Raw genomic sequence first — 25,262 nt, forward strand, 5'->3', positions numbered from 1 at the left:
AACCATGCTCACTGCCCTTCATTCCACACAAAATGTGAACTTGGAAGCGATATTATTCGCCAATTTTTTATTTAATTTGAAAAAAAGCCACGGAAAATTCCCCCGTGGCTTTCTGCATTTATATAGAAAAGTTTACTTAACTCCAAACTTATAGATAGTAGTAGTAGAATAGGTTTCGCCCGGTTTCAACAAAGTAGTCGGAAATGCACTTTGGTTAGGCGAATCAGGAAAATGTTGGGTTTCCAGACAAAAACCGTAACGGTACTCATATTTTTTACCAGATTTACCAGTTGCCTTTCCATCCAGGAAGTTTCCGGTATAAAACTGTACAGCAGGCTCAGTAGTAATCACTTCCATTGTGCGGCCAGATACCGGTTCATGCACCATTGCCACAGATTTCAGACTATTTTTGGCATCATCAAACACCCAGCAATGATCATACCCTCCTCCCAATTTTATCTGTGTATCAGTAGTTTCATTGATTTTATCTCCTATTTTATGAGAAGTAAGAAAATCAAATGGTGTACCTTTCACATCCTTAAGCTCTCCGGTGGGAATTAATCCACCATCTACCGGTAAAAACTTACTGGCAGAAAGTTGTAGTTCATGATCAAGAATATCACCATTGCCTTCACCTTGCAGATTAAAATAAGCATGATTTGTCATGTTTATTACTGTATTTTTATCTGTAGTTGCTTTATATGCAATTTTCAAAGAATTGTCTTTGTTGAGCGTATAAACTACCTCTACATTAAGATTTCCCGGATATCCCTCTTCACCATCTTTTGAAAGAAGACTTAATTTAAGTGATGGCTCTGATCCGTCTTTTGGCTCAACTTTCCAAATTTTGGCGTTAAAACCTACCCGACCTCCATGAAGGGAATTAGGGCCATTATTTTTAGCCAGAGTATATTCTGTACCGTCAATAGAAAATTTCCCTTTGGCTATACGGTTACCAAATCTCCCAATAAGAGCTCCAAGGTATCTCGCAGGCCCCAGATATACTTTGGGATCATTAACACCCAATGTGATATCTTCGAATTTCCCGTTTTTATCAGGGGCAGTCCATCTTACAATGGTTCCACCCAGATTAATTATTTCAACTTCCATTCCATTGGAATTTTTAAGCGTGTATGATGTCACGCTATCGCCGTTTGCCAATATTCCAAAAGGCTTAACATCAATTTTACTGTACGACATATTATTATCATCATTTTTATTGCCTCCACACGCCCAAGTTGCAAGTGATATTATGGCAATTATTAGTTTATCCATTTTTCAAATTTTTTATTTTAACCTGCAAAACTTATCATAACATAAATCACAATCAATATCACACCGATTGAGGTAACAATATCAACCCAGTTATAGCTGACTTCACTTGCAGCTTTTTGTTCAGGAGGAATGGTAGAAAATGTCAATCCTTCAAGCTGCTCATTGGTTTGTGCAGGTGTAAGTAAACTAACTACAACAGCAACAGCCACCGAGAAAAGGAAAAACAATGAACCAAAAGTAAGGAAGTTGGTTTGACCAAATATATACAAGAAACTATCTGGATCAAGATTTTTGCCTCCCAACTCAAGTGAAAGCCTTAAAACCATCACAATAAGACCGGTAACTAATGTAGCCAGAGCACCCTGTGAGTTGATTCTTTTAAAGAAAATTCCCAATAAAAATACAGCTGCGATCGGAGGAGCTATATACGATTGTACCGATTGCAGGTATTCGTAAAGTACACCGGAAATATTCTGCATAATAGGTATCCAAAGAATACCAACCAAAACAACAAATCCGGTTGCTAACCTACCAATTTTTATCAAATTCTTTTCAGTAGCCTCTGGTCTGAGTTTTTTATAGATATCTACTGTAAACAAAGTTGAGCAAGAGTTAAATACAGATGCCAATGAGCTCATCAATGCTGCTAGCAGACCAGCAGCCACTAATCCACGTAATCCGGAAGGCATTGTATTCATTAATAAAGTAGCAAAAGCCTGGTCAGCAGATTCCCATTGAAGTTTTCCCATATTTTTAAGTGCCAAAGCCACCACTCCAGGAATAAGGAAAAGGAAAACAGGCAGAAGTTTCAAAAAACCACCGAATATCGCCCCTCTTCTACCCTCTTTTAAACCATCGGCAGCAAGTGCTCGCTGAATAATATACTGGTCGGTACACCAATACCAGGTACCAACAATAGTACTGGTCATTACTAATGATGGCCAGGGAAAGTTAGGATCTGTTGCCGGTCTCCACATATTTAGGTAACCTGCCGGTAATGCGGCTTTAGTAGCTTCCCAGCCACCAGCTGCACTAAGTCCAAAATAAGTAAGAGTACCCGCACCAATCACCAAAACTATTGTCTGTAGGGTCTCCGTATAAACCACGGCTTTCATTCCTCCCAAAATCGTGTATAGACCGGTTAGAATTACTGTCGCAAGGGCTCCTGTCCAAAAATCAATGTGCAAAAGTGAGGCAATTACAATACCTCCGGCGTAAACCGTTACTGAAACTTTTGTTAATACGTACGCTAAAAGAGAAAAAACTGATAAAAACCAGCGGCTTCGGGCATCAAATCTTCTTTCCAGAAACTCAGGCATAGTAAAAACCCTGCTTCTGAGATAAAATGGTAGAAAAACCCATCCCATCATAACTACTATCCAGGCATGGAGCTCATAAATCAATAAGGGTATCTTTCCTCCCGCCCCTGAGCCTGCTAAACCCACCACGTGTTCCGATCCAATATTGGATGCAAATATTGAGGATCCTACTACAAACCAACCCATATTTCGGCCGGCAAGAAAGTAGTCCTCTGAAGTATTGGCTTTTTGAGAAACCACCCACCAGGCGAGTCCCAACAAAACTGCGAAGTAAAGCCCGATCACGAGCCAGTCTGCAAAATCAAATGATTGTATCATATTGTTTTTTTAAAGGTTGATTTTCGATTTTGTTATACTATACAAAAATATAAATTTATTTTAAATGTTAAATATACACTTCTAATTATTAATCCATTTTACCAGTTATTAATCCATTTTACCAGAAAATACTGTAAATCAAAACAAAAAATCCGATAAGCATCACTGCACCTACCTTAAACTCGTTTGTCACATTAAACCATTTCTTATCTACCTCAAAAGCGGTCTCGCTGTCTTTTCCTTTTGACTCAATCAGGCTGATAACAACCAAAACTAAAGAACAAACCCAGAACACCACACCCATTCTGTTTAGAAATGGTAAATCTGGCCATTGGAATTTCAACAAAGCCGAAAGCGGAATACTCAATACAGCAGCGGCAGTTGCACCCTTGGCCGTAGTTTTTTTCCAGAAAAATCCAAACAAGAATATCGCGGTGATACCAGGACTAATAAACCCGGTGTATTCCTGAATATACTCAAAACCCTGACCAAAGTTTTTCAACAAGGGACTGATTAACAACGCAATCATAAAAGAAATCACGATAGCAATACGACCGTATCGCACCGTTTGTTTTTCTGACATCGTTTTATTGAAATATTTCTGATGGATATCCAAAATATAGATGGTCGATATACTATTGGCTTTCCCTGCTAAAGAAGCCACAATAGCAGCTGTCAGTGCCGCAAAGGCAAGTCCTTTCAAGCCGGTAGGCAATATATTCAAAAGTACCGGATAGGCATTGTCAGGTTTCACAATCCCACTTTCTGAAATTCCGTTAACAATACCTGCATCGGCATTTTCCTGAAACAACACATAGGCAGCCAACCCCGGAAGAACTACTATAAAAGGCATCAAAAACTTTAAAAAAGCAGCAAAAAGCACCCCATTTCTGGCTGTCTTCAAGTCAGCACCCAAAGCCCGCTGAGTCATGTACTGGTTACATCCAAAATAGTTAAGATTAACCACAAACATTCCGCCCATTATAAACATCAGCAAACCTGGCAATTGCTTATAAGCATCGATAAAACCACCCTTGCCGTCATGCACCTGATACTGTCCCGGACTAAAAACCATGTGCAGGTGGCTGTCGGCCTTGGATCTAATCAGGCCTAGCCCCTCCATCACTCCGGCACCGGTTCCCACTTTGTCAGAAAGCAAGCTCAAAGCAAGATAAGTAGTTGCCAGACCTCCTACCACAAGGAAAAACACCTGGATTACATCAGTATAACCGATAACCTTCATCCCGCCTAAAGTAATAATGATAGCGAAAACTGTCAAAAACAAAGCACTGGTCATAAACCCAAAGCCCGTCATCTTTTCCAGACTCAAGGCACCAAGGTAAATAATCGAAGAAAGGTTAACCAATACATACAAAAACAACCAGAAAACGGCCATTATCAAAGCCAGATTCTTGTTATAACGTACCTGCAAAAACTGCGGCATCGTAAAAATCCCGTTGTTGATATACATCGGTAGAAAATACACTGCAATCAGCACCAGCGTAAGACCGCCCACCAGCTCATAAACCGATATCGCGATTCCCAACTGAAACGCCTGCCCGCTCATTCCGATAAACTGCTCAGCAGAGATATTTGAAGCAATAATTGACGCCCCGATCGCCCACCAGGTCAGTGACCCTTCGGCCAGAAAAAAGTCTTTGGAATCGGCAGACTGCTTGCCTTTGTGCTTATAGATCCAGTAGCCATACACAGCCACAATCACAAAATACACCAAAAAAATCAGATAATCCAGTGTTTCTAAACCGAGTTTCATAAGGTTATTTTTAGAAGTAAAAATCAAAAAAACCTCCACCCGGAGGCTTCACATATTCAAAATTATTATTTTATCTTTTTGAGCGTATCCCCACTCCCGCTTTGGCGTGACCGGGGTCGGGCTGTTCGCTACTACTCCTCCCACGCCTTTTGGGCGTGGTGCGGGGTAACCGCTTCCATCCCTTACGCAATTTTTAGTTCCGAGTTATTTGTAGCGAGTAACGAATCAATTGGTTGTCTTCTTTCTGAATTTGGCACTCGGTACTCGCAACCCTGAACTCAGCACTTTAACACCCCTGCCCATAGTAGGCATTCTTTCCATGCTTACGCTCGTAATGCTTCATCCTTAGCGTATCTTTTATCCGGGGAGTATTAGGATTAATCTGCAAAGTCAGGAAAGCCATCCTGGCCACTTCTTCTAATACCGCTGCGTTGTAAACGCTCTTTGCGGCATCTTTACCCCAGGTAAAAGGCCCATGATTTTGCAACAAAACCATTTCAACCTCTTTATACGACAAACCTTTTCCCGCAAATACCCCGAAAATCTGATTTCCCGACTCATATTCATAATCTCCCTCTATCATCTTATCTGAAAGTACTGGTGCACATGGAATATCCTGATGCGTATGGTCGGCATGAGTGGTGCCCATGATTGGTATGTCCATTCCTGCCTGTGCCCATGCTACTGCGTAGGTACTGTGCGTATGTGTAATTCCGCCTATATCGTCCCAGGTTTTATAAAGCAAAGCATGGGTTTTGGTGTCAGATGATGGCCTCATTGTCCCCTCCACCACTTTGGCATCATAATCCATGATTACAATATCCTCTGGTTTCAGAAACTCATAGGGCACTCCACTAGGCTTAATTGCAAAAACCCCCTTTTCCCGGTCAACTGCACTTACATTTCCAAATGTAAACAATACCAGCCCCAATTTTGGCAACTGCATATTGGCTTCGAAGCATTCTTGTTTGAGTTCTTTATACATATAATTTTAGTTGGTAAGGTGGAAAGTTAGAAAGTTGGTAAGTTTTTTTAGCCCTTTGCTTTTATTTTACTTACTAAAGAATTCATCATTTTTTCTAACTCAACACAGCTTTCCATTAGATATTTATAATTTTCAGTATTTAGGTATTCCAAGTTTTGAGATATTTCTATTTGAGTTTGTAATTCATAAGTTGACCCTAATGATATATTCAAAAACCTTTTAAAATCCCCCTGGGATTTCCTGCCGAATCCTTCAACAATGTTGGAAGGAATAGATATGGCACACCTTCGCATTTGAGAGGTAATTCCAAATAGCTCTTCTTTCGGAAAATCTCTTGTTAGTTTATAAATATTGGTAACCACCAGAATTGATTTTTGCCAAATAAGTAGCTCACGGTAAGATTTAATTTTAGATGTTTCCATAATTAATAAAAGTTAAAAGTGTTTAAAAATTAATTCAAGTAATTCAAAACTTACCACCTTTCCATCTTTCTCTCTTACCAACTTTTATAATCTAAATCAAAACCTCAACTGCCCCCTCAAATCCCTAATCTTAGTATCCGCATCAATCACCACCAATTCCAAATCAAACATCTCAGCAAAATCTTCCAGATATTCGGTTGTAAGGTTTTGGCTATAAACGGTATGGTGTGCTCCACCTGCCATCAGCCAACCCTGTAAGCCTACTTCAATACTTGGTTGCGGTTTCCAGAGTGCACGGGCAGTGGGTAGTTTAGGAAACTTCTCGGTTACTTCTACCGCCTCTACTTCGTTGACCAAAAGTCTGAATTTACTTCCCAAATCAATCAAGCTCACATTTAGAGCTGGACCTGCTCCTGCATTGAAAACCAACCTTACCGGATCTTCTTTACCACCTATCCCAAGCGGATGCACCTCACAATTCACTTTTCCGGCAGCTATGGTCGGACAAATCTCCAGCATATGTGAGCCCAGAACCATCGGATTGGCCGGGTCAAAATGATAGGTGTAATCTTCCATAAAAGAGTTACCACCTTCCAAACCTGTCGCCATAACTTTCATTACTCTCACCATAGCTGAGGTTTTCCAGTCACCTTCACCGCCATATCCATAACCTGCAGCCATCATACGCTGCGAACCTATTCCCGGTAATTGTCTCATGCCATGTAGGTCCTCGAAAGTATTGGTATATGCTCCAAAATCCCCATCTTCAAGGAATGCTTTGATTCCGAGCTCAATACGGGCAGCTTCGACAAGTGAAGATCTCATCACTCCGTCAGATTTCAGTGAAGCCATCATTTCATAGCTAGCCTCATATTCTTTTATCAATGCGGCAATTTCTGCATCAGAAATCTGATTTATAACTTTTACCAAATCACCTACTGCAAAGGTATTAACAGCCAATCCAAACTTTTCTTCAGCCGATACCTTGTTGCCCTCAGTCACAGCCACCTGACGCATATTGTCACCAAAACGGGCCAGTTTAAGGTTTTTCATTTCATTTCTACCCAATGCTACTCGTGACCAAATGCCAATTTGTGCCTGCACGCGAGCATCTTGCCAGTGACCCACCACTATTTTGCGGTTGATTTTCATTTTTGTCAATATAAATCCATGCTCACGGTCGCCATGTGCCGACTGATTGAGGTTCATGAAATCCATATCGATTTCGTCAAAAGGAATATCTCTGTTAAATTGGGTATGCAGGTGAAGTAAAGGCTTTTGAAGGGCTGTCAAACCTTTGATCCACATTTTTGATGGTGAAAAAGTGTGCATCCAGGTGATGATACCAATACAGCTTTTCGAATAGTTGGCTTCATTGCAAATCGTTAAAATCTCTTCCGGAGTCTTAACTACCGGCTTAAACACCACTTTGACAGGGATTGAAGTGGAAGCATCAAAAGCTTCGGCTATGATTTTTGAATGTTCATCTACTTTTCGAAGTGTTTCTTCTCCATATAAATGTTGGCTTCCGGTTATAAACCAAACTTCGTAATTTTTTAAATCTATCATTTTAATTTGTTTTAAGGCTTTCGATTTATTTGCATCTATGATTAGTTGCCAAATTCTACATATTCACCAAAAGCTAAATATTTTTTATATAGGATATTATACGTTACAACTTTATTTTTGTCAGGAAAATACTCGACATCAAAACCTGAACCCATGGCATCCTGTGCCTCTTTAATGGTACCATAAAGCCCACTGGCCACAGCCGAATTCATAGCCGCACCCAATGCACATGCCTGATCTGATGATACCACTTTGATGGGCATATTTAAAACATCTGACAAAGTTTGCATTACAAAAGCCGATTTTTTGGCCACTCCACCAATCGCAATCACTTGTTTGATTGGAATTCCTTCATAAACAAAACGATCTACAATGGCTTTTGAGCCAAAAGCGGTTGCCTCTACAAGTGCTTTAAAAACTACTGCTGCATCACTTCCTAAATTCAATCCACTAATCGCTCCTTTCAAAGTATGGTTAGCATCCGGAGTACGGCGACCATTGAACCAATCTAATGCTATCGGGTCATTTTCGGTTAAAGGAAGAGATGCTGCTTTTTCACTCAAATGAGGTATTAGTTTATCAGCTAGTTTTTGCTTTTCGGATTCATCAGAAATCAAATCATTTACAGGTCCCAAAATCAATCTCTGAAACCAGGCATACACATCTCCAAAAGCCGACTGACCGGCTTCTAAACCCAGCATTCCGGGAACTATCGAGCCATCTACCTGCCCGCAAATACCTTTCACGAGTTTTCCTGAAACCTCTTCATTAGGAGCGATAAGCATATCACATGTTGAAGTACCCATTACCCTTACCAAAGAATAAGCTTCGATTTCGGCACCGACACCACCCATGTGGGCATCAAAAGCACCCACGCCGATGGTTACATTCTCTGGCAATCCAAGTTTTTGAGCCCATTCTTTAGAAATAGTACCCATTGCCTGGTCTGAAGTATAGGTTTCAGAGAAAAGTCTGTCTCTGATTCCCGCCAAAAGCGGATCAAGGGCAACCAGGAAATCTTCCGCCGGTAAGCCACCGAATTCTTCGTGCCACATGGCTTTATGCCCTGCCGCACAACGACTCCTTTTAAGAGTTTTGGGATCTGTATTACCTGTCAAAAGAGCCGAAACCCAGTCACAATGCTCAACCCAAGAAAATGCAGCTTCTCTTACTTTTTCGTCAACCCTTATAGTTCTGAGGATTTTTGCCCAATACCATTCTGAAGAATAGATACCTCCAACATACTTGGTGTAGTCTATTTTCCAGCTATGAGCAAGGGTGTTGATTTCTTCTGCTTCCTGGTTGGCAGTATGATCTTTCCAAAGAATAAACATTCCGTTGGGGTTCTCGGAAAATTCCGGCAAAAGAGAAAGTGGGGTCCCTGCTTTATCAACAGCTACCGGTGTAGAGCCCGTGGTATCGACCGAGATACCGACTACGTTTTTACTTACATCTTCTCCGGCAACTTTTAGAGCTTGAATTACTGAGTTCTCTAACCCTTCAATGTAATCTAAGGGATGCTGACGAAACTGCGATTCTGCAGGCTTACAATATTTTCCTTCTTTCCATCGCTGATAATAATGAACATGCGATGCTACTTCTTTCCCGTTTTGGTCTACTACCAGTGCTCTTACTGAGTCGGTACCGTAATCCAGACCAATGGTATATTTCATAATTTAATCAGATTTTAATATTGTGTATTTTTGACACAATATTAATTTATTTTTAAAAATTTTAATAATATTTTCAATTATTTCCTCATTCTAAATACATAAAATGCATTCGGTTCAAGTCTGGCACTTAACTTTCCTTTTTCAATCGTAAGTTCTGACTCAATAGGAAAAATATTTTGTGGATTTTGGAGCGAATTATATCCGTTAAGGTCATTGGCTTTCAATGTCCATAACTTCCCTGAAGTTTTCTTCGGCATCCCTTTGATATTTAGCTCATAAATACTCTCTTTTTCGGATGTATTAACGATTTTAACAATCACTTCTCTGGATTTTTCATCCAATGATGCATTGGCATAAATTCCATTTTCCCCTGCAAGATTTTCTCCACCTGACTGAATCGGTAAAGTTTTACTTCCCGGGTTATTGGCATATAATTTTTGAACATAATAACTTGGAGTTCCGAAAGCTTTGAGATTGTCAAACCAAATCAGGTCAGGATTCCATTGCCATTTATTGATATGTGCAAAAAGTGGGGCATAAGAGCACATGTAAACCACATCCGCATTTCTTTCCAATCCGGTCATAAATGCGGCCTCAGCCAATGCTCCCTCCCAATTATTGCGACTTTCGGGCTGATCTGTACCTTTGGGATGTGCGGCGTATTCTCCGGCAAATATTTTATATCGCTCCCTGTCATATTTATCATAGCGGGAAGCATTTTCTAAAAACCATTTTGGTGGCTTATAGTAATGTTCGTCAACGAGATTGGGCTTAAGTTTCGTAAGAGCTTTTTCGGCTTGTTCAAACATTTCCCCCTCGGCAAAAGGACCGGTCCCCGAAATGATTTTTACATCGGGGTATTTTGCCCTGATGGCAGCAGCAATTATTTCATATCTTTCAAAATATTCTTCTCCCCATTGTTCATTTCCTACTCCTATCATTTTTAGGTTAAAAGGCTCAGGATGGCCCATTTCAGCCCTTAATCCGCCCCATTTCGTACTTACGGGGTCATTGGCAAATGAAATAAGATCGATGGCGTCTTGCACATAAGGGTCAATCTCATCAAGTGGCTGCATTTCTGAGGAATTAAACTGACAGGCTAAACCACATGAAAGAATTGGCACAGGTTCTGCACCTATGTCTTCACAAAGCTGGAAATACTCAAAGAAACCCAAACCAAAAGTCTGGAAATAATCAGGGGCTGAACGATGGCTGAATTCTTTGTTCCAACGATTGATGAGCAATTCCCGTTCTTCCACTTTTCCAACCGTTTTTTTCCATTGATATCTTTCGGCTAAGGTTCGGCCTTCTACTATACATCCACCGGGAAACCTTACAAATCCGGGTTTCATCTCAGCGAGTAATTGAACCAAATCTTTTCTCAAACCTCCTTTTCTTCCTTTCCAGGTATCCTGAGGAAAAAGAGAAATTAAATCAATATCTAACTGTCCTTGTCCTAAAAACAAAATATTGACTTTACCCTTCTGAACAGTCTCTGAAGAAGTGATAACTCCTTCGATTTTCCCCCAATTCATCGGAATTTTATCGATAATCGTAGTGCCAATTACCTGATCTTTTTCATTAAGTAATTGGACTTCAATTGAAATATATCCTTTGTTGGACCTCACCATTGCCGAAAAATCATATTTTGCTCCACTTTTCAGACCTACACCGTCAAAACCTTCATTTTGAATCCCAATAAACTGTGAAGCATCTCTTTTTTCAACCCTAACTACTTTGGGGTTGGTTGGAGAAACTTTCGAATTGTTGTAAATGGTTAATTCATTGGTGTTACTGAAACGAGTTTCAGCATTAGGAAGATGCTTCCATCCCATCCATGGATATTCAAATTCAAACGACCGGTTTTTAATCAATTCGGCATATAAGCCCCCATCGGCTGCAAAATTGATATCTTCAAAAAATACACCATACATGGTAGATTGAATGGGCACCAAAGGCCTGGTGGCATCAATTTCGATTTTGGGAGGGGCCTGAGCAATTACGCCCAGGCTTATGATCATTCCCGATAATATCTGAAATGTTTTTCTCATTTATTAAGGTTTTTTACCAATCAAAGAAAAGTAAAAATTATGACTTTCTTACTTTTTGACATTTAATACCACTACAGCATAAGCCGGAATAGTAAGCTTCAAAACTCCTTTTTCGATTTTGGCACCGGTAAAGTTTTTCACATTTACTTTATTTGGGCTTTCAAAAGCATTGTGATCTGTGATTTTTTCAGAAGATAAAATCTGACCTGTCACTTTTGTAAAGTCCTCGCCTCTGAGGTTTATTGTAACTTCCTGAGTTTTGGCATAATCAATATTAGTCAATGAGATATTTAAGGCTCCCGTTGCATCTTTTGATGCTGAAACAGACACTGCCGTCAGTTTTTTTCCATCAAATTCGTATTTCGGAGATTCTATATTTATCGGAATTAAAGTTGCATCCTGATGTACATTGTACATTTTCATGACATGATATGTGGGGGTAAGCAACATTTTTTCCTCATTGGTAAGAATAACTGCTTGCAAAACATTTACAATCTGAGCCAGGTTGGCACCACGTACCCTGTCGGCGTGATTATTAAAAATATTGAGTGTAAGTCCGGCAATCATGGCATCTCGCATGGTATTTTGTTGATACAAGGCTCCTTTTCCTTCCGGATCAGTTTCGTACCAGCCACCCCACTCGTCAACGATAAGATCGATTTTTTTAGCCGGATCATATTTGTCCATGATGGTACTGTGCTTGGTAACGAATTCTTCCATTTTCCAGGCTTCTTCCATAGTTTTGAAATATTGGGCTTCGGTAAAACCAACAGCCGGGCCTTTGGTATCTCTCCAACTCAAAACGGAATAATGGTGTAAAGCCAATGCCGACATCATATTGTGCGGAATATTTTTCATCAATGTCTCTGTCCAGGCAAAATCATCACTACTCGCACCCGAAGCTACTTTATACAGTTTTGATTCGGGCGTAATATCTTTCATAAAAGTCGCATATTGGCGGTATATATTGGCGTAATAATCCGCGGTCATGTTTCCTCCACAACCCCAGGCTTCATTACCTACTCCCCAAAATTTAACGTTCCAGGGTTGCTTACGACCATTTTGAATACGAAGGTCAGACATCGGACTACCAGTAGGTTGATTCACATAACTTACCCAGTCTGACAAATCCTGCACAGTACCACTACCTACATTTCCGGCGAGGTAAGGCTCGGCTCCTATTTTTTCACATAAATCAAGGAAATCATGCGTACCAAAGCTGTTGTCTTCGGTTACACCACCCCACCAAACGTTTACCATTTTTGGACGTTTTTCTTTTGGCCCAATACCATCTTTCCATTGGTAAGCATCGGCAAAACAACCGCCTGGCCATCTGAGGTTAGGTACTTTCAATTCTCTGAGAGCCTGAATCACATCATTTCTTACGCCGGCAGTATTAGGGATTTTGGTGTTGGCTTCACCCACATACATGCCACCATAAATACACCTACCCAGGTGTTCTGCAAAATGACCATAAATGTGTCTGCTAATCTGGGTCTTACCCAAATCAGTATTGATTGTTATTTTGGTCTGAGCAAAAGAAAATGCCGCGACCAAAACCAACATAAAAGAGATAAGCGATTTTTTCACAATATAATTATTTAGGTTGAACAATTGCTTTAATTGTGTTATTTTGACACAAATATATTTAAATATTTTTTAATTACAAGAAACTCAGATTTTTTTTAATTTTTCCAAGTCCCTGAAAATTATTTTTGTCTTTTACGGAAAACCCTGAGCGAAAGGTTATTTCATACTCATAAAATAATGAAATGCATTAAACTGCTTTTCATATTTTTCCTTGTCAAGAGAAAACAAAATGGCTTTTTTAGTGGACGAATTTTCGTTTTTCTCACCGGTGTCTTTCAATATGCCGGTAGAAAGAATCTTTCTGCTGAAATTTCTGCGATCCAGAGGCATATCGTAAATGGCCTCATAGAGTTTCTGCAGCTGTGGAATAGTAAATTTTTCGGGAAGTAACTCAAAACCAATCGGGTGTAATGCCGCCTTATATTGAATTTGATGTAAGGCTTTTTTTACCATTTCACTATGATCAAAAATCAAATCAGGCATTTCGTTCATCGAAAACCAATAGCCATTTTTTGATTTCGCAAGCTCATGGTCGTGGTCGTTGATATTAATCAGGGCAAAAAAACAAATAGATAATGTACGCTCCACAGGGTCACGGTCAACTTTCCCATAGCTGAAAAGTTGTTCCATATACACATTGTCCAGACCGGTAAGTTCATTCAAAATGCGTTTTGCTCCGTTTTCAAGATCTTCATTGGTCCGCATAAAGCCCCCCATTAGTGACCACTTGCCTTTTTCGGGTTCAAAATTTCTTTTAATCAACAAAATCTTGAGATTTTCACCGTCAAAACCGAAAATGCAACAGTCAATTGCCAGCATTATTCTGGACTCCTGAGGATACAACATTGAAAGGGCTTATTTATTTTAAATACAAATTTATATTTTTATTCTATTTAATTGTATGAAATTAAGTGGATACTCCAATATTTTTGAAAAAATTTTAATAATTACCCATGAAGATTGCCTTGGCTACCTGTGGACGCCTTCCCGAAATGTCGGATTCTGACAAAAAACTAATCCCGGAATTTGCAAAATATAATATTCAAGCCGTCCCAACTATCTGGGATGACCAGGAAATTTTCTGGGAAAATTTTGATGCGGTGATTATCAGAAATACATGGGATTATTATACCAAATTCCCCCAGTTTGTTAAATGGCTGGATACTCTTGAAGCCAAAGAAGTAAAAGTGCTGAATGACCTGAAAATCATTAGAAAAAACAGCCATAAGTTTTACCTGAAAGATATTATTGAAAAGGGATACAGGGTTATTCCATCGATATTCTTGAATAATAATTCTGAAATTCCTAACCATGATTTGTTGAAATATCAAAAAATGGTTTTGAAACCGGCTGTTTCGGCAGGGTCATATAAAACTGAAATCATTACTGAAGGAGATTTAAATTCTGAGAATATCAGATCAAAAACCTTAGATGGCGACTGGCTTTTGCAACCATTTTTACCGGAAATACAGACAGAAGGCGAGATTTCAATGATATTTTTTGGAAATGAATATTCTCATTCTATCATAAAAAAACCTATTGAGGGGGATTTTAGAGTACAAAAACAATTTGGCGGGAAATACCTCCCCTATTCGCCGGGTTGGGAATTATTGAAAGAATTGAATCCTGTTTTCAAAGTCTTTGGAGAAGAATTTCTTTTTGGTCGCATCGATGGCGTAATGTTAGGCGGCAAATTTCATATCATGGAAATAGAGATGTTGGAGCCCGACTTATATTTCGATTTTTTTCCTGAAAAAGTTGCACTCTTTTGCGAAAAAGCTGTGGAAATGATTAAATTTTAAAAATTTATATTCATCTTAAATTTTCTTTTACCGACCAATAAAATTACTTTAATGAAACTCATAAAAACTGAAGTCCTCGCCGGTTTCTCGTCTTTTCTGGCCACAGTATATATTTTTGCGTTGAATCCCGCCATTTTATCTCAGGCCGGTATGCCCTTCGGTGCAGTGGTGACCTCCACGGTGCTGGTTTCGTTTTTGGGTAGCCTCATGATGGGCTGGTATGCCAAAAACCCAATAATTGTGGCTCCGGGCATGGGAATGAATGCCTTCTTTACTTTCACAGCAGTAAAATACATGGGTCTCTCCTACCAGGAAGCATTGGGTGCGGTATTCTGGTCGGGTGTTTTTTTTATGTTCATTTCAGCATTTAACCTTAGAGAAGCTGTTTTGAAAGCCATACCTGATAATGTAAGAAAAGGCGTATCAGTAGGTATCGGCCTGTTTATTTGTTTTGTGGGATTACAAAATGCCCACATTGTAGTGGATAATCCTGCCACTTTGGTGAGCTTGAGAAGTTTAAAAGACCCATTAACTATTACATTTTTTGTGGGATTGTTTGTAACTGCTATTTTGGTAGTAAAGAAACAATCGGGGGCACTTATCGCCGGAATAGCCCTCACGACTCTGCTGTGTATCCCTATTGGCCGCTGGTGGGGCGATGCCTCGGCTGTAAATTTCGGGAATCCTACGCTGGTCAATTATACAGGCCTATTTGCCTGGCCTGATTTCAGTTTGGTTTTTCAGGCAGATTTTCTCGGTAGCCTGAAATTCAGTTACATCCCCATCATTTTTGCTTTTGCATTCACTGATATGTTTGACGGCATCTCGACCCTCGTTGGGCTAACCGAAGCTGCTGACCTCAAAGACGCCGACGGTAACCCAAGAAATCTGAAACAATCGCTCATGACCGAAGCATTCTCCACACTGGTTGCGGGCCTTACAGGTAGCAGTCCCGGTACGGCTTACATTGAATCGGCTGTAGGAATCCAACAAGGCGGTCGCACCGGACAAACGGCCATTGTTGCCGCATTTTTGTTTTTACCGCTCATGTTTTTGTCACCTTTGGTTTCGTTGGTTCCGGCTACGGCAAGCTCAATAGCTCTGGTTTTGGTGGGAGCCTTTATGATGGACCCGGTAAAAGACATAAAATGGCACAATCTGGAGGAAGCCTTGCCGGCATTTATTGCATTAAGCTTTATTCCGTTTAGCTACAGTATCACCCAGGGGATAGTTTTTGGCCTTTTGAGTTATACCATTATTAAAATACTTTTGGGCAAAATAAAAGAAGCTTCTCCTGTTTTAATCATCATCAACATCTTGTCAATCATAGCTTTATGTCTGTAAGAATCTTATTTATAATCCTGTTTTTAAGTTTGAAAATTGCTGCACAAAAGATTGCTATCATCGGAGCTATGCCCGAGGAGATTGAGCTTTTGAAAGAAAATATGCAGAAAATGAAAGTGAAAACCCATCACGATCTCACTTTCTATGAAGGCAAAATCGAAGGTCAAAAAGTAGTGGTAATGAAAGGCGGGATTGGGAAGGTAAATGCGGCGTATTCCACAGCACTTTTGCTGGAAAAATATCCGATAGAAAAAATAATCTTTACCGGAGTAGCTGGCGGACTGCACCCTGATGCCCGGCCGGGTGACATTGTAATAGCCGATTCGATTTTTCATCATGATTATGTGAGATATCTTCCTGACAACAAAGTGGTAAGCTGGCCTACCAGAAACATAATCGAAGGTAAACCTAACCCGTTTGCTTTTGCTTGTGATACTATTTTGACCAAAAAAGCGATAACAGAAGCTGCTTTTGTAAAATTTCAGCCTATCGAAGGCCATATGCCACAAATATTTAAAGGTAAAATTGCAACCGGCGATGCATTTGTGTCGAGTCATGAAAAAGCTGCTGAACTTTATCAAAAACATCACACTCTTGCTACCGAAATGGAAGGGGCGGCCGTGGCTCAAATTGCCTATCAAAGGGGAGTTAGATTTCTGATTATCAGATCTTGCTCCGACAACGCCAACAATAACGCTAGTGTGGATTTCAGAACCTTTGTAAAGCCTGCCGCCGAAAACGCCATCAGATTGGTTTTGAGGATTTTGGCGGAGTGATTTTAGTTTTTCACAAAACTCCAATAACTATACGCCAGTCCATTGGCCACTGAGTGGAAATTATCGCCTGATTTAAGTTTGTCCTTTCCAAATTTTTCGGAAAAGGCATCATGAAGTGTTTTAAGTAGGGACGTTCCGCCTGTCATAAAAACGGCATCAATATCTCCAGGTTTTATATTTTTATCTTCCAGAAAACTCTCAAGGTAATTCATGATTTTTTGAAGATTCTCCGAAATAATGGTTTCCGAAAATTCCCGGTATTCTATTGTTTCATTTAAAACGATGCCGCTTTGCTCAAATCTAAAATCGGTCATCGGATCGTTCGAAATATTGATTTTTGCCTTCTCTATTTCTTTGAAAAGCGAATATCCTAAATTTTCCTCAATCAAAATCTGTAGATTCCTGACCCTGTAATCTTTTCCTGAAAAGTTATACGATTTCTGAATGCTGAGCTTCATCCTTAGTGTATCGAGAAAGTTCATTTTCTCCCATGAACAGATATTCTGAAAATAAGAAAGTGGCAAATCGAGAGGCTTGCCAGGCGTGAATTCCTCTTTTACACCTCGCCCAAAATGCGGCGTACCCTTGTGCCACATGATGTCGGAGTCAAAACTGTCGCCACCGATATAAATCCCGCCCTGCCCGATCATATCTTTTCTTCGGTCTCTGAGTTCAGCGGCACCCGGGTTGAGTTTCATCAAAGAAAAATCAGAAGTCCCTCCTCCAAAATCGGCCACTAAAACCAATTGATGGCTCACTGACTCCCGTTCGTAAGCATACGCTGCCCCCACGGGCTCAAACTGAAAGTGTATTTCCTCAAAACCCACCAGCCGGGCCGCATTTTCCAACCTATTTTGGGCCAATGCATCACGCTCAGGGTTTTCATCAAACACCACCGGGCGACCCATTACAGCCGTTTTCACTTCCTGACCTACATATTCGTCGGCCATGGTCTTCAATTTTTTAAGAATCAAAGCCACCAGATCCTCCGCTTTGTAAAGTTTGGCTCCGATACGGGTATCGATAAAGCTCTTGTTGGGCAGCACTTTTTTGATAGACTTCATAAAGCGGCCATCCATGCGGTTTTTGACATAAAGCTCAATCGCTTCGGTGCCCACGGCTATTTGGGTCATTTCTCCCCGGACTTTGGGTTCCTTAAAAAACAATAATGAAGGTATTGTAAAAAGCTTTACGACCTGTTTGGACTCGAGGTCGAGTATGGCCAATGCCGAGTTGGAAGTGCCAAAATCAACCCCGTAAATATATTTCTGCATGCTCTGAAAAGATTCCTGCCCGATTTGGGAGGACAAAGATAGGGAGGAAAATTTGGGAGAAAAAAATAGCTGTATTTAAATTTGAAATGAATAAGAAACAATCCAAAAATTCTTAAAAAACAATACCCATCCCCTATTTTTGAAAAAATTTTAATAATTGCCTTATGTGCCGCAAAATTTCTCTTAGCATACTTTTTCTGGTTTCAGTTTTTACACAGGTTTTTGCCCAAAATCTACCTGATTATAAAAACTCAAAGCTCTCGGTTGAACTAAGAACACAGGATTTGATAAACCGAATGACTATTGACGAAAAAGTGGGTCAGTTGCTCTGTCCCATGGGCTGGGAAATGTATGAGAAAAACGGCAATGAGGTAGATATTTCTGCCACCTTTAAAAACCTGATTGATACCAAACATATTGGTATGTTTTGGGGAGTATATCGGGCAGACCCCTGGACCAAAAAGACCCTTGAAAATGGCCTCAACCCCGAGCTGGCCGCAAAAGCCGGGAATGCTCTGCAAAAATATGTGATGGAAAACACCCGACTGGGTATTCCGCTTTTTCTGGCCGAAGAATCGCCTCACGGGCACATGGCGATAGGTACTACAGTGTTTCCGACGGGCATAGGGTTGGCCTCCAGTTGGAATCCTGACCTGGTAGAAAAAGTCTCGGCAGCAATGGCCAAGGAACTCCGGCTGCAAGGTGGTCACATCAGCTACGGCCCTGTGATGGACCTCTCACGTGAGCCACGTTGGTCGCGTGTAGAGGAAAGTTTTGGCGAAGATCCGGTACTAACTGCTGCCATAGGTGTTGCAGTAGTGAAAGGTGGCGGGGCTGGCAATCTGGGCAATCCTTTTGGGGTGGTTTCTACACTCAAGCATTTTATCGCTTATGGTATTCCGGAGGGTGGACACAACGGCAACCCGAGCGTAATCGGACAGCGTGAACTTACACAGGTTTTCCTGCCGCCGTTTGAAGCTGCTGTAAAAGCCGGGGCTTTGTCGATTATGACCGCCTACAACTCCATCGACGGCATACCCAATACTGCCAATGGACATCTTTACAATGAACTTTTGAAAAAATCCTGGAGTTTCAGGGGCTTTGTGGTGTCTGATCTTTTTAGCATCAATGGTCTCGAAGGCAGTCATCATGTGGCAAAAGACCTTAAAGAAGCTGGAGAAATCTCTCTCAATGCCGGTGTAGATGTTGACCTGGGTGCGAGTGGATTTGCGGCACTCAAAAAATCAGTAGAAGAAGGCAAAGTGGGTAGGGCTACGTTAGATTCAGCTGTTGCGAGGGTTCTGAAATTAAAATTTGAGATGGGACTTTTTGAAAACCCTTATGTAAACCCAGAAACTGCAAAAAAGAAGTTAGAAATACCGAGCATATTAAGCTTGCAAAAGAAGTGGCGGCAGAGTCAATAGTTTTGTTGGAAAACAAAAAAGGCATTCTTCCACTTTCTAAAGACCTAAGGAAAATCGCTGTAATCGGACCAAACGCCGACAACATTTATAACCAACTCGGCGACTATACGGCTCCGCAGGAGGAAAGCAATATTGTGACGGTTTTGGAAGGTATTAAAGCGAAATATCCGAAAGCCAAAGTAGAATATGTAAAAGGCTGTGCGATAAGGGATGAAAAAGACGTAAACATACAGGCTGCAGTAAAAGCCGCCCATAATGCTGAAGTAGTTATAGTGGTAGTAGGCGGCTCAAGTGCCCGGGATTTTAAAACCAAATACATCGAAACGGGAGCAGCAGTAACTTCCAGTGCTGCTATCAGTGACATGGAAAGCGGCGAAGGTTACGACAGGGCATCGTTGAGCTTATTGGGGAAACAACAAAAATTGCTCGAAGCCATCAAAGCGACAGGAAAACCCATGATTGTGGTTTACATTCAGGGCAGACCTCTGGAAATGAACTGGGCAGCACAAAACGCCAATGCCTTGCTTTGTGCGTGGTACCCCGGTCAGGAGGGAGGCAGTGCCATAGCCGATGTTTTGATGGGTGATGTGAATCCTTCAGGGAAAATGCCGATTTCTGTTCCAAAAAACGTTGGTCAATTGCCTGTTTATTACAACAAAAAGACCCCGACTGGTCATGAATATGTAGAAATGAGCCAGTTGCCGCTTTATACTTTTGGGTATGGTTTAAGCTATACCACTTTTCAATTTTCTGATTTAGTGATAAACAAAAAAGGAAAAGTGGGCTTCGAGATTTCATGCAAAATCAAAAACACCGGAAAAGTAGCCGGAAAAGAAGTGGTGCAACTTTATCTGAGGGATGAAGTGGCATCGGTAGTGCAACCGGTAAAGCAATTAAAACATTTTCAGAAAATCATGCTGAATCCAGGCGAAGAAAAAAGGGTGACTTTCGATATTGCTTCTGATGATTTGTCTCTGATCAATATCGATATGCAAAAAGTCGTTGAACCGGGTGCATTTAAAGTGATGGTGGGTGCCAGTTCAGTGGATATTAGGTTGGAAGGGAAAGTGGTGGTGGAGTGAAATTGAAACTATAGTTTATCGGTAATGGATTTTGTAATATATTCCTGCGTAGATCTTGAAATTTTACTTTTTATTTCCTCCCAAGTAACCCCTTTTAATCCAATTGGATCTTCATTTTGAACCTCGGCATCTGCAAAGTATGTCAATGAAAGGACGATATAACCAAAGTCGGTATCGGGATATTTATTCTCATGAAATACCCTCATTTCATTAATATTGTAATGATGTAATAATTCATAAATATCCCAAAAGTCCTTTTTTACACCCCTTCCTGCAAGTGCTTGAAGTTTCATTGGGATTATATCTTGTACACTTAGCATTCTGATTCCATCAATTATTTCAATTTTTTTGATATATCTGTATTGATGTAATATAAAATCCACTTTAATCCCATTAATAACAAACCACAAGGACTGTTTTTTTTCTCCTAAAAGTATTTTGTTATCAAATTTTGATGCAATGGCAGCTTTAACTTCTTCAATCTCAAAAGGTTCATTGGTAAATAAATCAATATCAACAGAGATTCGATGGCCAAATCGAAGTGCTAAATTTGTGCCCCCAACCAATACGAAGTTATCCAATTCAGGAATCTGCATCAATTCCTTCAATAATTGAAGTGTATTGTTTTCTAAGGTTTGGTAATTCAACATATTAAAATTGCCAGGTTGAATTTGCCCGATTCCACTTTTCAAAGTTTTTAAAATCTGTCTCTTTTAATTTCAAAATAAGACAAAAAAAAGAAAGGGCTTCTTTACGAAGATAGGCAGAATTGACTATTTCTTTTCTCATTGTTTTCAGACCATAAAATCTCAAAACTTCAATCATTTCATCATGTAAGCCATAATTAAATACCTGACTTGATACATAGGCACAGCTATTTTGAAAATCAATTTTTTCAAAATCGACATCCCAAAAAGCAAGATTTGAAATTTTAGGTTTACTCATTGGCAGGATAAAATTATGTCTCCGAATCCAGTGAACAAGAAATATAATTAAAGAAAAACCCTAATCTTTTGAAGAAATTACTTTGAATTCCTCACTAATATCTCCAACAGGCTGGAAAGCTTATCTTTGAGGTCTTTGCGGTCTACGATAAAGTCAAGAAAACCGTGCTCCAGCACGAACTCAGCCGTTTGAAATCCTTTAGGCAGGTCTTTACCGATAGTTTCTTTAATAACTCTCGGGCCGGCAAAACCAATCAATGAACCAGGTTCTGCAATATTGAAGTCGCCCAACATAGCAAAAGAGGCGGTAACTCCACCTGTGGTTGGGTCGGTTAAAAGCGAAATGTAAGGTATTTTGGCCTCTTCGAGAAGAGCCAGTTTGGCTGAAGTTTTGGCCATTTGCATCAACGAATAGCCCGCTTCCATCATTCTGGCACCACCTGATTTTGAAATCATCAGAAAAGGTGTCCTGGTTTTGATAGAATGGTCAATCCCCCGGGCGATTTTTTCACCTACCACAGAGCCCATTGAGCCCCCGATAAACCCGAAATCCATGCTCGAAATGGTGATTTTCTTGCCATTCATTTCGCCAAAAGCGGTGCGACATGCATCTTTAAGGCCTGTTTTGGCTACTGTTGTTTTGATTCTGTCGGGATAAGCCTTGGTATCAACAAAATTAAGCGGATCGGCCGAAATCATATCTTTGTCAAGTTCAACATAGTTCCCTTCGTCAAACAATAGCTGAAAATAAGCCTCAGACCCTATTTTTTCATGATAATTACAATGAATACAGGTAAATGCATTGTTTTTGTGCTCACGAGTATGCATTATATTCTTGCATTCGGGGCACTGGTACCAAAGACCGTCAGGAGTCTCTTTTTTCAACTCCGTAGGTGTATTTATTCCTTTTTCAGTTCTTCTAAACCAAGACATATATGGTAGGTTTTGGGGCAGCAAATATACAGGAATAATTTCAAAACAAAATCAATTCGGCTTTTTTGAAATTATAGTATTTAATTTTATTTCAAAAAACAAAATTCCAATCGGCATCACAAGTTAATAAATAAAAATGAGCCAAAATCAGTAGATTGGCTCATTCTATTTATTTTAAAAAAATATAAAAATCAGGCTTTTGCCAAATTCTCTTTATAAACGTAAGAAACCACTAAAACTACCAAAAATATCAGTGGGAAAAATGACTGCCCAATTGCACCGTCAACAGCAACCAAACTAACAGTTGCTCCGATAAAGTCTATCGCAAAACCCACATAAGCCCACTCTTTCACCTTTGCCGGTACTTGTGGAATCAACAAAGCCAATCCTCCCAAAATTTTCAGGACATTCAGTGTATTTAGAAAATAAAGTGGATATCCCAAATGCTTGGTAATCATTTCAATACTCTGAGGGTCTTTCCAGGTCAAAATCGGAGTTAGTCCAACCAAAACAGCAATAAATGCCGTGCTAATCCAAAAAATGATTTTATTCTTTTTCATAATTTTAATTGGTTTTTGGGTTGATTTTGTGATAATAGAAGTACGAAACAATCATGATTGCGAAAACCACCAATGGGAAAATAGACATCCCGTTTAGGCCATCCATAACTACATGACCAACAAAGGCATACATAAACACAAAACCAAAACCAGCATAAGCCCATTCTTTAATTCTGGCTGGCACTTGTGGCACTATCAAAGCCAAAGCTCCTAAAACCTTAAAAACTACCAACATTGACCCGAAATAAGATGGATAACCCAGATGGGCAATACTTTGTTTGGCCATTTCGGTGTGGGAGGTCAATGCCGGCATAACACCTTCAAACAAAAAGATGAATCCGGTGCTGACCCAATAAATAATCTTGTCTTTTTTCATAAATACAATAATAGGGTTAAAACTCTTAAATAAAATTCCCAATCAGAAAGTTCAAAATTAACAGGTAAGTAACGCATTTTTGACCTCCAATCGTGACAATTGTGGGGTTGTAAAACGACAATTCTTATTTATTTCAATCAAAAAGACGCTCCAAATCAACATTTTCTTTGATTGGGCCCACGGTAGTCAGCTTTATCCGGGCCATGTTGGCTCCTGCCGTGGCACATATTTCCGGTGATTTTCCGGCTAAATAGGCTGCCAAAAATCCTGACCAGAACGAATCCCCTGCTCCGGTAGCATCTACCACATTCACTGCTTTGGGTTGGTTTTCTATTCTGTTTTTGCCTTTATTCCACAAAACTACACTTCCTTTACTTCCTTTTGTAAAACATATCAATTCCGCTCCCCAACTAAAAAAATCCTCAAAAATCCGATCTTCCGCCACCTCTTCGCCATAAAATCGTTCTGCATCATCTTCACTCAGTTTTATCAATGCTCCATGTGATAAATACTCTTTTATCACCCGATGGGCTTCCGCACGGTCGGGCCAGACTCTCTCAGCATAGTTCAGGTCGGCACTCAGCACACATCCTGCTGCTTTCGCTCTTTTTGCAGCATCAAGCACAGCAGCCTGCGACGGTTGCATACTCAAGGGCCAGCATGTGGTATGAAACACCGCTGCTTTTTTCAATAATTCATCAGGAATATCTTCAGGTTTAATCATGCGGTCAGCCGTGCGATACGGAATAAAATCAGGAGTACCGGTAGTCCTTGATACCAACACTATACTACTGGGTTCGTTTTTATCATAAATCACTAGACTCGTATCTACACCTGCCTCCTGCACTTTTTCCACCAAATATTTTCCGAGATTATCGGTTCCCACCGCCGAAATGATAGCTGTTTTGAAGCCCAGTCGGGCCATATTCGAAGCCAGATTGGCCGGGCTACCCCCCTGAAAGCGGTCAAATTTCGCCGCATCATATAAATTGTTGCTGATTTCGCTGCCAATAAAATCTCCCAGCAGCTCGCCCACCGCCACGAGACCATATTCTCTTTTATTCATAGGTTAATTTTTTCCAAAACAAAAAACCTCAAAAAAAACAGCTAATACAAGTATTGTTTCAATAATTTTGTCCGATAATCTTTTGAAATAATTGGCAGAATCTTTTGGGCAGCCGGCCACGCACCGGCGTAGTACTCTCCGTCAGCTGACGGATCAAACAATCGCTCAATCCCTGCTGCAAAATACTAACTCAATATAAAATGGCTGAAAACTTATTCTTACCTGAAACAAAAAATCGCAAAGACCTGTATGAGGCCCTTGTTCCTCAAATACAAGCACTCATAGCCCCGGAATCTGATTTGATTGCCAATTTGGCCAATATTTCTGCGGCATTGAGGCAGGCATTTAACTTTTTTTGGGTAGGGTTTTATTTAGATAATCAGCAAGGAGAGCTCGTTTTGGGGCCGTTTCAAGGGCCTATCGCATGTACTCGCATCAGGTATGAAAGAGGCGTATGCGGGCATTGTTTTTCTACCCAACAAACTGTAATCGTTGCTGATGTTGAGGCCTTTCCCGGCCATATCGCCTGTAGCTCTGATTCAAAATCGGAAATTGTGGTGCCACTTTTTGATTCAAAGGGAAAAATCAGAGGGGTTCTGGATGTAGATTCTGACCAACTGAATGATTTTTCTGAAATTGATCAGGTCTATTTGGAGCAAATCATGGGTATGCTTTCTGATAAAATTTAAATCTATTTAGCATTAA

At 40.3% G+C, this 25,262-nt stretch carries 21 protein-coding genes and 1 pseudogene; 5 read left to right on the forward strand and 17 right to left on the reverse strand.

Going from position 1 to position 25,262, the window contains the following annotated elements; genetic code table 11:
• Nucleotides 1-132: 132 nt before the first annotated feature.
• From IPP61_04825 to IPP61_04870, 10 genes are all read right to left on the reverse strand, one after another.
• On the reverse strand, nucleotides 133-1,275 hold the full coding sequence (locus IPP61_04825; protein MBL0324493.1) for a galactose mutarotase: 1,143 nt from the start codon (nucleotides 1,273-1,275) through the stop codon (nucleotides 133-135).
• Between the two features lie 17 nt (nucleotides 1,276-1,292).
• Nucleotides 1,293-2,912, reverse strand: coding sequence for a sodium/solute symporter (locus IPP61_04830; protein MBL0324494.1), 1,620 nt, complete (start codon nucleotides 2,910-2,912; stop codon nucleotides 1,293-1,295).
• Nucleotides 2,913-3,030: 118 nt separating this feature from the next.
• On the reverse strand, nucleotides 3,031-4,686 hold the full coding sequence (locus IPP61_04835; protein ID MBL0324495.1) for a sodium/sugar symporter: 1,656 nt from the start codon (nucleotides 4,684-4,686) through the stop codon (nucleotides 3,031-3,033).
• 286 nt (nucleotides 4,687-4,972) lie between these two features.
• A complete protein-coding gene (locus tag IPP61_04840) occupies nucleotides 4,973-5,671 on the reverse strand; it encodes an L-ribulose-5-phosphate 4-epimerase (protein ID MBL0324496.1) in 699 nt (232 codons plus the stop codon).
• 47 nt (nucleotides 5,672-5,718) lie between these two features.
• On the reverse strand, nucleotides 5,719-6,078 hold the full coding sequence (locus IPP61_04845; protein ID MBL0324497.1) for a four helix bundle protein: 360 nt from the start codon (nucleotides 6,076-6,078) through the stop codon (nucleotides 5,719-5,721).
• Between the two features lie 111 nt (nucleotides 6,079-6,189).
• Complete coding sequence (gene araA, locus IPP61_04850) at nucleotides 6,190-7,662, reverse strand: L-arabinose isomerase (GenBank protein ID MBL0324498.1); 1,473 nt, start codon at nucleotides 7,660-7,662, stop codon at nucleotides 6,190-6,192.
• A 41-nt stretch (nucleotides 7,663-7,703) separates the two neighbouring features.
• Nucleotides 7,704-9,335, reverse strand: a complete 1,632-nt coding sequence (locus IPP61_04855) for a ribulokinase (GenBank protein MBL0324499.1) — start codon at nucleotides 9,333-9,335, stop codon at nucleotides 7,704-7,706.
• 77 nt (nucleotides 9,336-9,412) lie between these two features.
• Complete coding sequence (locus IPP61_04860; GenBank protein MBL0324500.1) at nucleotides 9,413-11,386, reverse strand: alpha-L-arabinofuranosidase; 1,974 nt, start codon at nucleotides 11,384-11,386, stop codon at nucleotides 9,413-9,415.
• A 48-nt stretch (nucleotides 11,387-11,434) separates the two neighbouring features.
• Nucleotides 11,435-12,952 (reverse strand): alpha-N-arabinofuranosidase, encoded by a 1,518-nt coding sequence (locus IPP61_04865; GenBank protein MBL0324501.1) that lies wholly within the window; start codon nucleotides 12,950-12,952, stop codon nucleotides 11,435-11,437.
• Between the two features lie 180 nt (nucleotides 12,953-13,132).
• Nucleotides 13,133-13,822: an NUDIX hydrolase gene (locus IPP61_04870; GenBank protein MBL0324502.1), complete on the reverse strand. Its 690-nt coding sequence runs from the start codon at nucleotides 13,820-13,822 to the stop codon at nucleotides 13,133-13,135.
• 107 nt (nucleotides 13,823-13,929) lie between these two features.
• Between IPP61_04870 and IPP61_04875 the strand changes: the two genes are divergently transcribed.
• From IPP61_04875 to IPP61_04885, 3 genes are read left to right on the forward strand one after another with little or no spacing between them, the layout of a single operon-like run.
• Nucleotides 13,930-14,778 (forward strand): hypothetical protein, encoded by an 849-nt coding sequence (locus tag IPP61_04875; protein ID MBL0324503.1) that lies wholly within the window; start codon nucleotides 13,930-13,932, stop codon nucleotides 14,776-14,778.
• A 51-nt stretch (nucleotides 14,779-14,829) separates the two neighbouring features.
• Nucleotides 14,830-16,122 (forward strand): NCS2 family permease, encoded by a 1,293-nt coding sequence (locus tag IPP61_04880; protein MBL0324504.1) that lies wholly within the window; start codon nucleotides 14,830-14,832, stop codon nucleotides 16,120-16,122.
• Entirely contained in the window at nucleotides 16,113-16,898 is a 786-nt protein-coding gene (locus IPP61_04885) for a 5'-methylthioadenosine/adenosylhomocysteine nucleosidase (GenBank protein MBL0324505.1), read from the forward strand. Before IPP61_04880 ends, IPP61_04885 begins: the two co-directional genes overlap by 10 nt.
• 2 nt (nucleotides 16,899-16,900) lie before the next feature.
• Here the strand turns inward: IPP61_04885 and IPP61_04890 are convergent, their stop codons facing one another.
• On the reverse strand, nucleotides 16,901-18,172 hold the full coding sequence (locus tag IPP61_04890) for an Hsp70 family protein (GenBank protein MBL0324506.1): 1,272 nt from the start codon (nucleotides 18,170-18,172) through the stop codon (nucleotides 16,901-16,903).
• 164 nt (nucleotides 18,173-18,336) lie between these two features.
• Here IPP61_04890 and IPP61_04895 point away from each other — a divergent pair.
• Nucleotides 18,337-20,678, forward strand: a pseudogene (locus tag IPP61_04895) (glycoside hydrolase family 3 C-terminal domain-containing protein).
• 8 nt (nucleotides 20,679-20,686) lie between these two features.
• Here IPP61_04895 and IPP61_04900 read toward each other — a convergent pair.
• From IPP61_04900 to IPP61_04925, 6 genes are all read right to left on the reverse strand, one after another.
• Nucleotides 20,687-21,328 carry a nucleotidyl transferase AbiEii/AbiGii toxin family protein gene (locus tag IPP61_04900; protein MBL0324507.1) on the reverse strand — a complete coding sequence of 214 codons (642 nt, stop codon included), beginning with the start codon at nucleotides 21,326-21,328 and terminating at the stop codon, nucleotides 20,687-20,689.
• A 1-nt stretch (nucleotide 21,329) separates the two neighbouring features.
• Nucleotides 21,330-21,623: a hypothetical protein gene (locus IPP61_04905; protein MBL0324508.1), complete on the reverse strand. Its 294-nt coding sequence runs from the start codon at nucleotides 21,621-21,623 to the stop codon at nucleotides 21,330-21,332.
• A gap of 77 nt (nucleotides 21,624-21,700) precedes the next feature.
• Nucleotides 21,701-22,555, reverse strand: coding sequence for an acetyl-CoA carboxylase carboxyltransferase subunit beta (locus tag IPP61_04910; protein MBL0324509.1), 855 nt, complete (start codon nucleotides 22,553-22,555; stop codon nucleotides 21,701-21,703).
• A 191-nt stretch (nucleotides 22,556-22,746) separates the two neighbouring features.
• A complete protein-coding gene (locus tag IPP61_04915; GenBank protein ID MBL0324510.1) occupies nucleotides 22,747-23,115 on the reverse strand; it encodes a DoxX family protein in 369 nt (122 codons plus the stop codon).
• A gap of 4 nt (nucleotides 23,116-23,119) precedes the next feature.
• Nucleotides 23,120-23,491, reverse strand: a complete 372-nt coding sequence (locus IPP61_04920) for a DoxX family protein (protein MBL0324511.1) — start codon at nucleotides 23,489-23,491, stop codon at nucleotides 23,120-23,122.
• 133 nt (nucleotides 23,492-23,624) lie between these two features.
• A complete protein-coding gene (locus IPP61_04925; GenBank protein MBL0324512.1) occupies nucleotides 23,625-24,557 on the reverse strand; it encodes a sugar kinase in 933 nt (310 codons plus the stop codon).
• A gap of 200 nt (nucleotides 24,558-24,757) precedes the next feature.
• Here IPP61_04925 and IPP61_04930 point away from each other — a divergent pair, with 200 nt between their 5' ends.
• Complete coding sequence (locus IPP61_04930) at nucleotides 24,758-25,246, forward strand: GAF domain-containing protein (GenBank protein ID MBL0324513.1); 489 nt, start codon at nucleotides 24,758-24,760, stop codon at nucleotides 25,244-25,246.
• Nucleotides 25,247-25,262 lie beyond the last annotated feature (16 nt).

It is taken from the genome of Cytophagaceae bacterium (assembly GCA_016722655.1).
In the GTDB taxonomy this organism is placed as follows: Bacteria; Bacteroidota; Bacteroidia; order Cytophagales; family Spirosomataceae; genus Leadbetterella.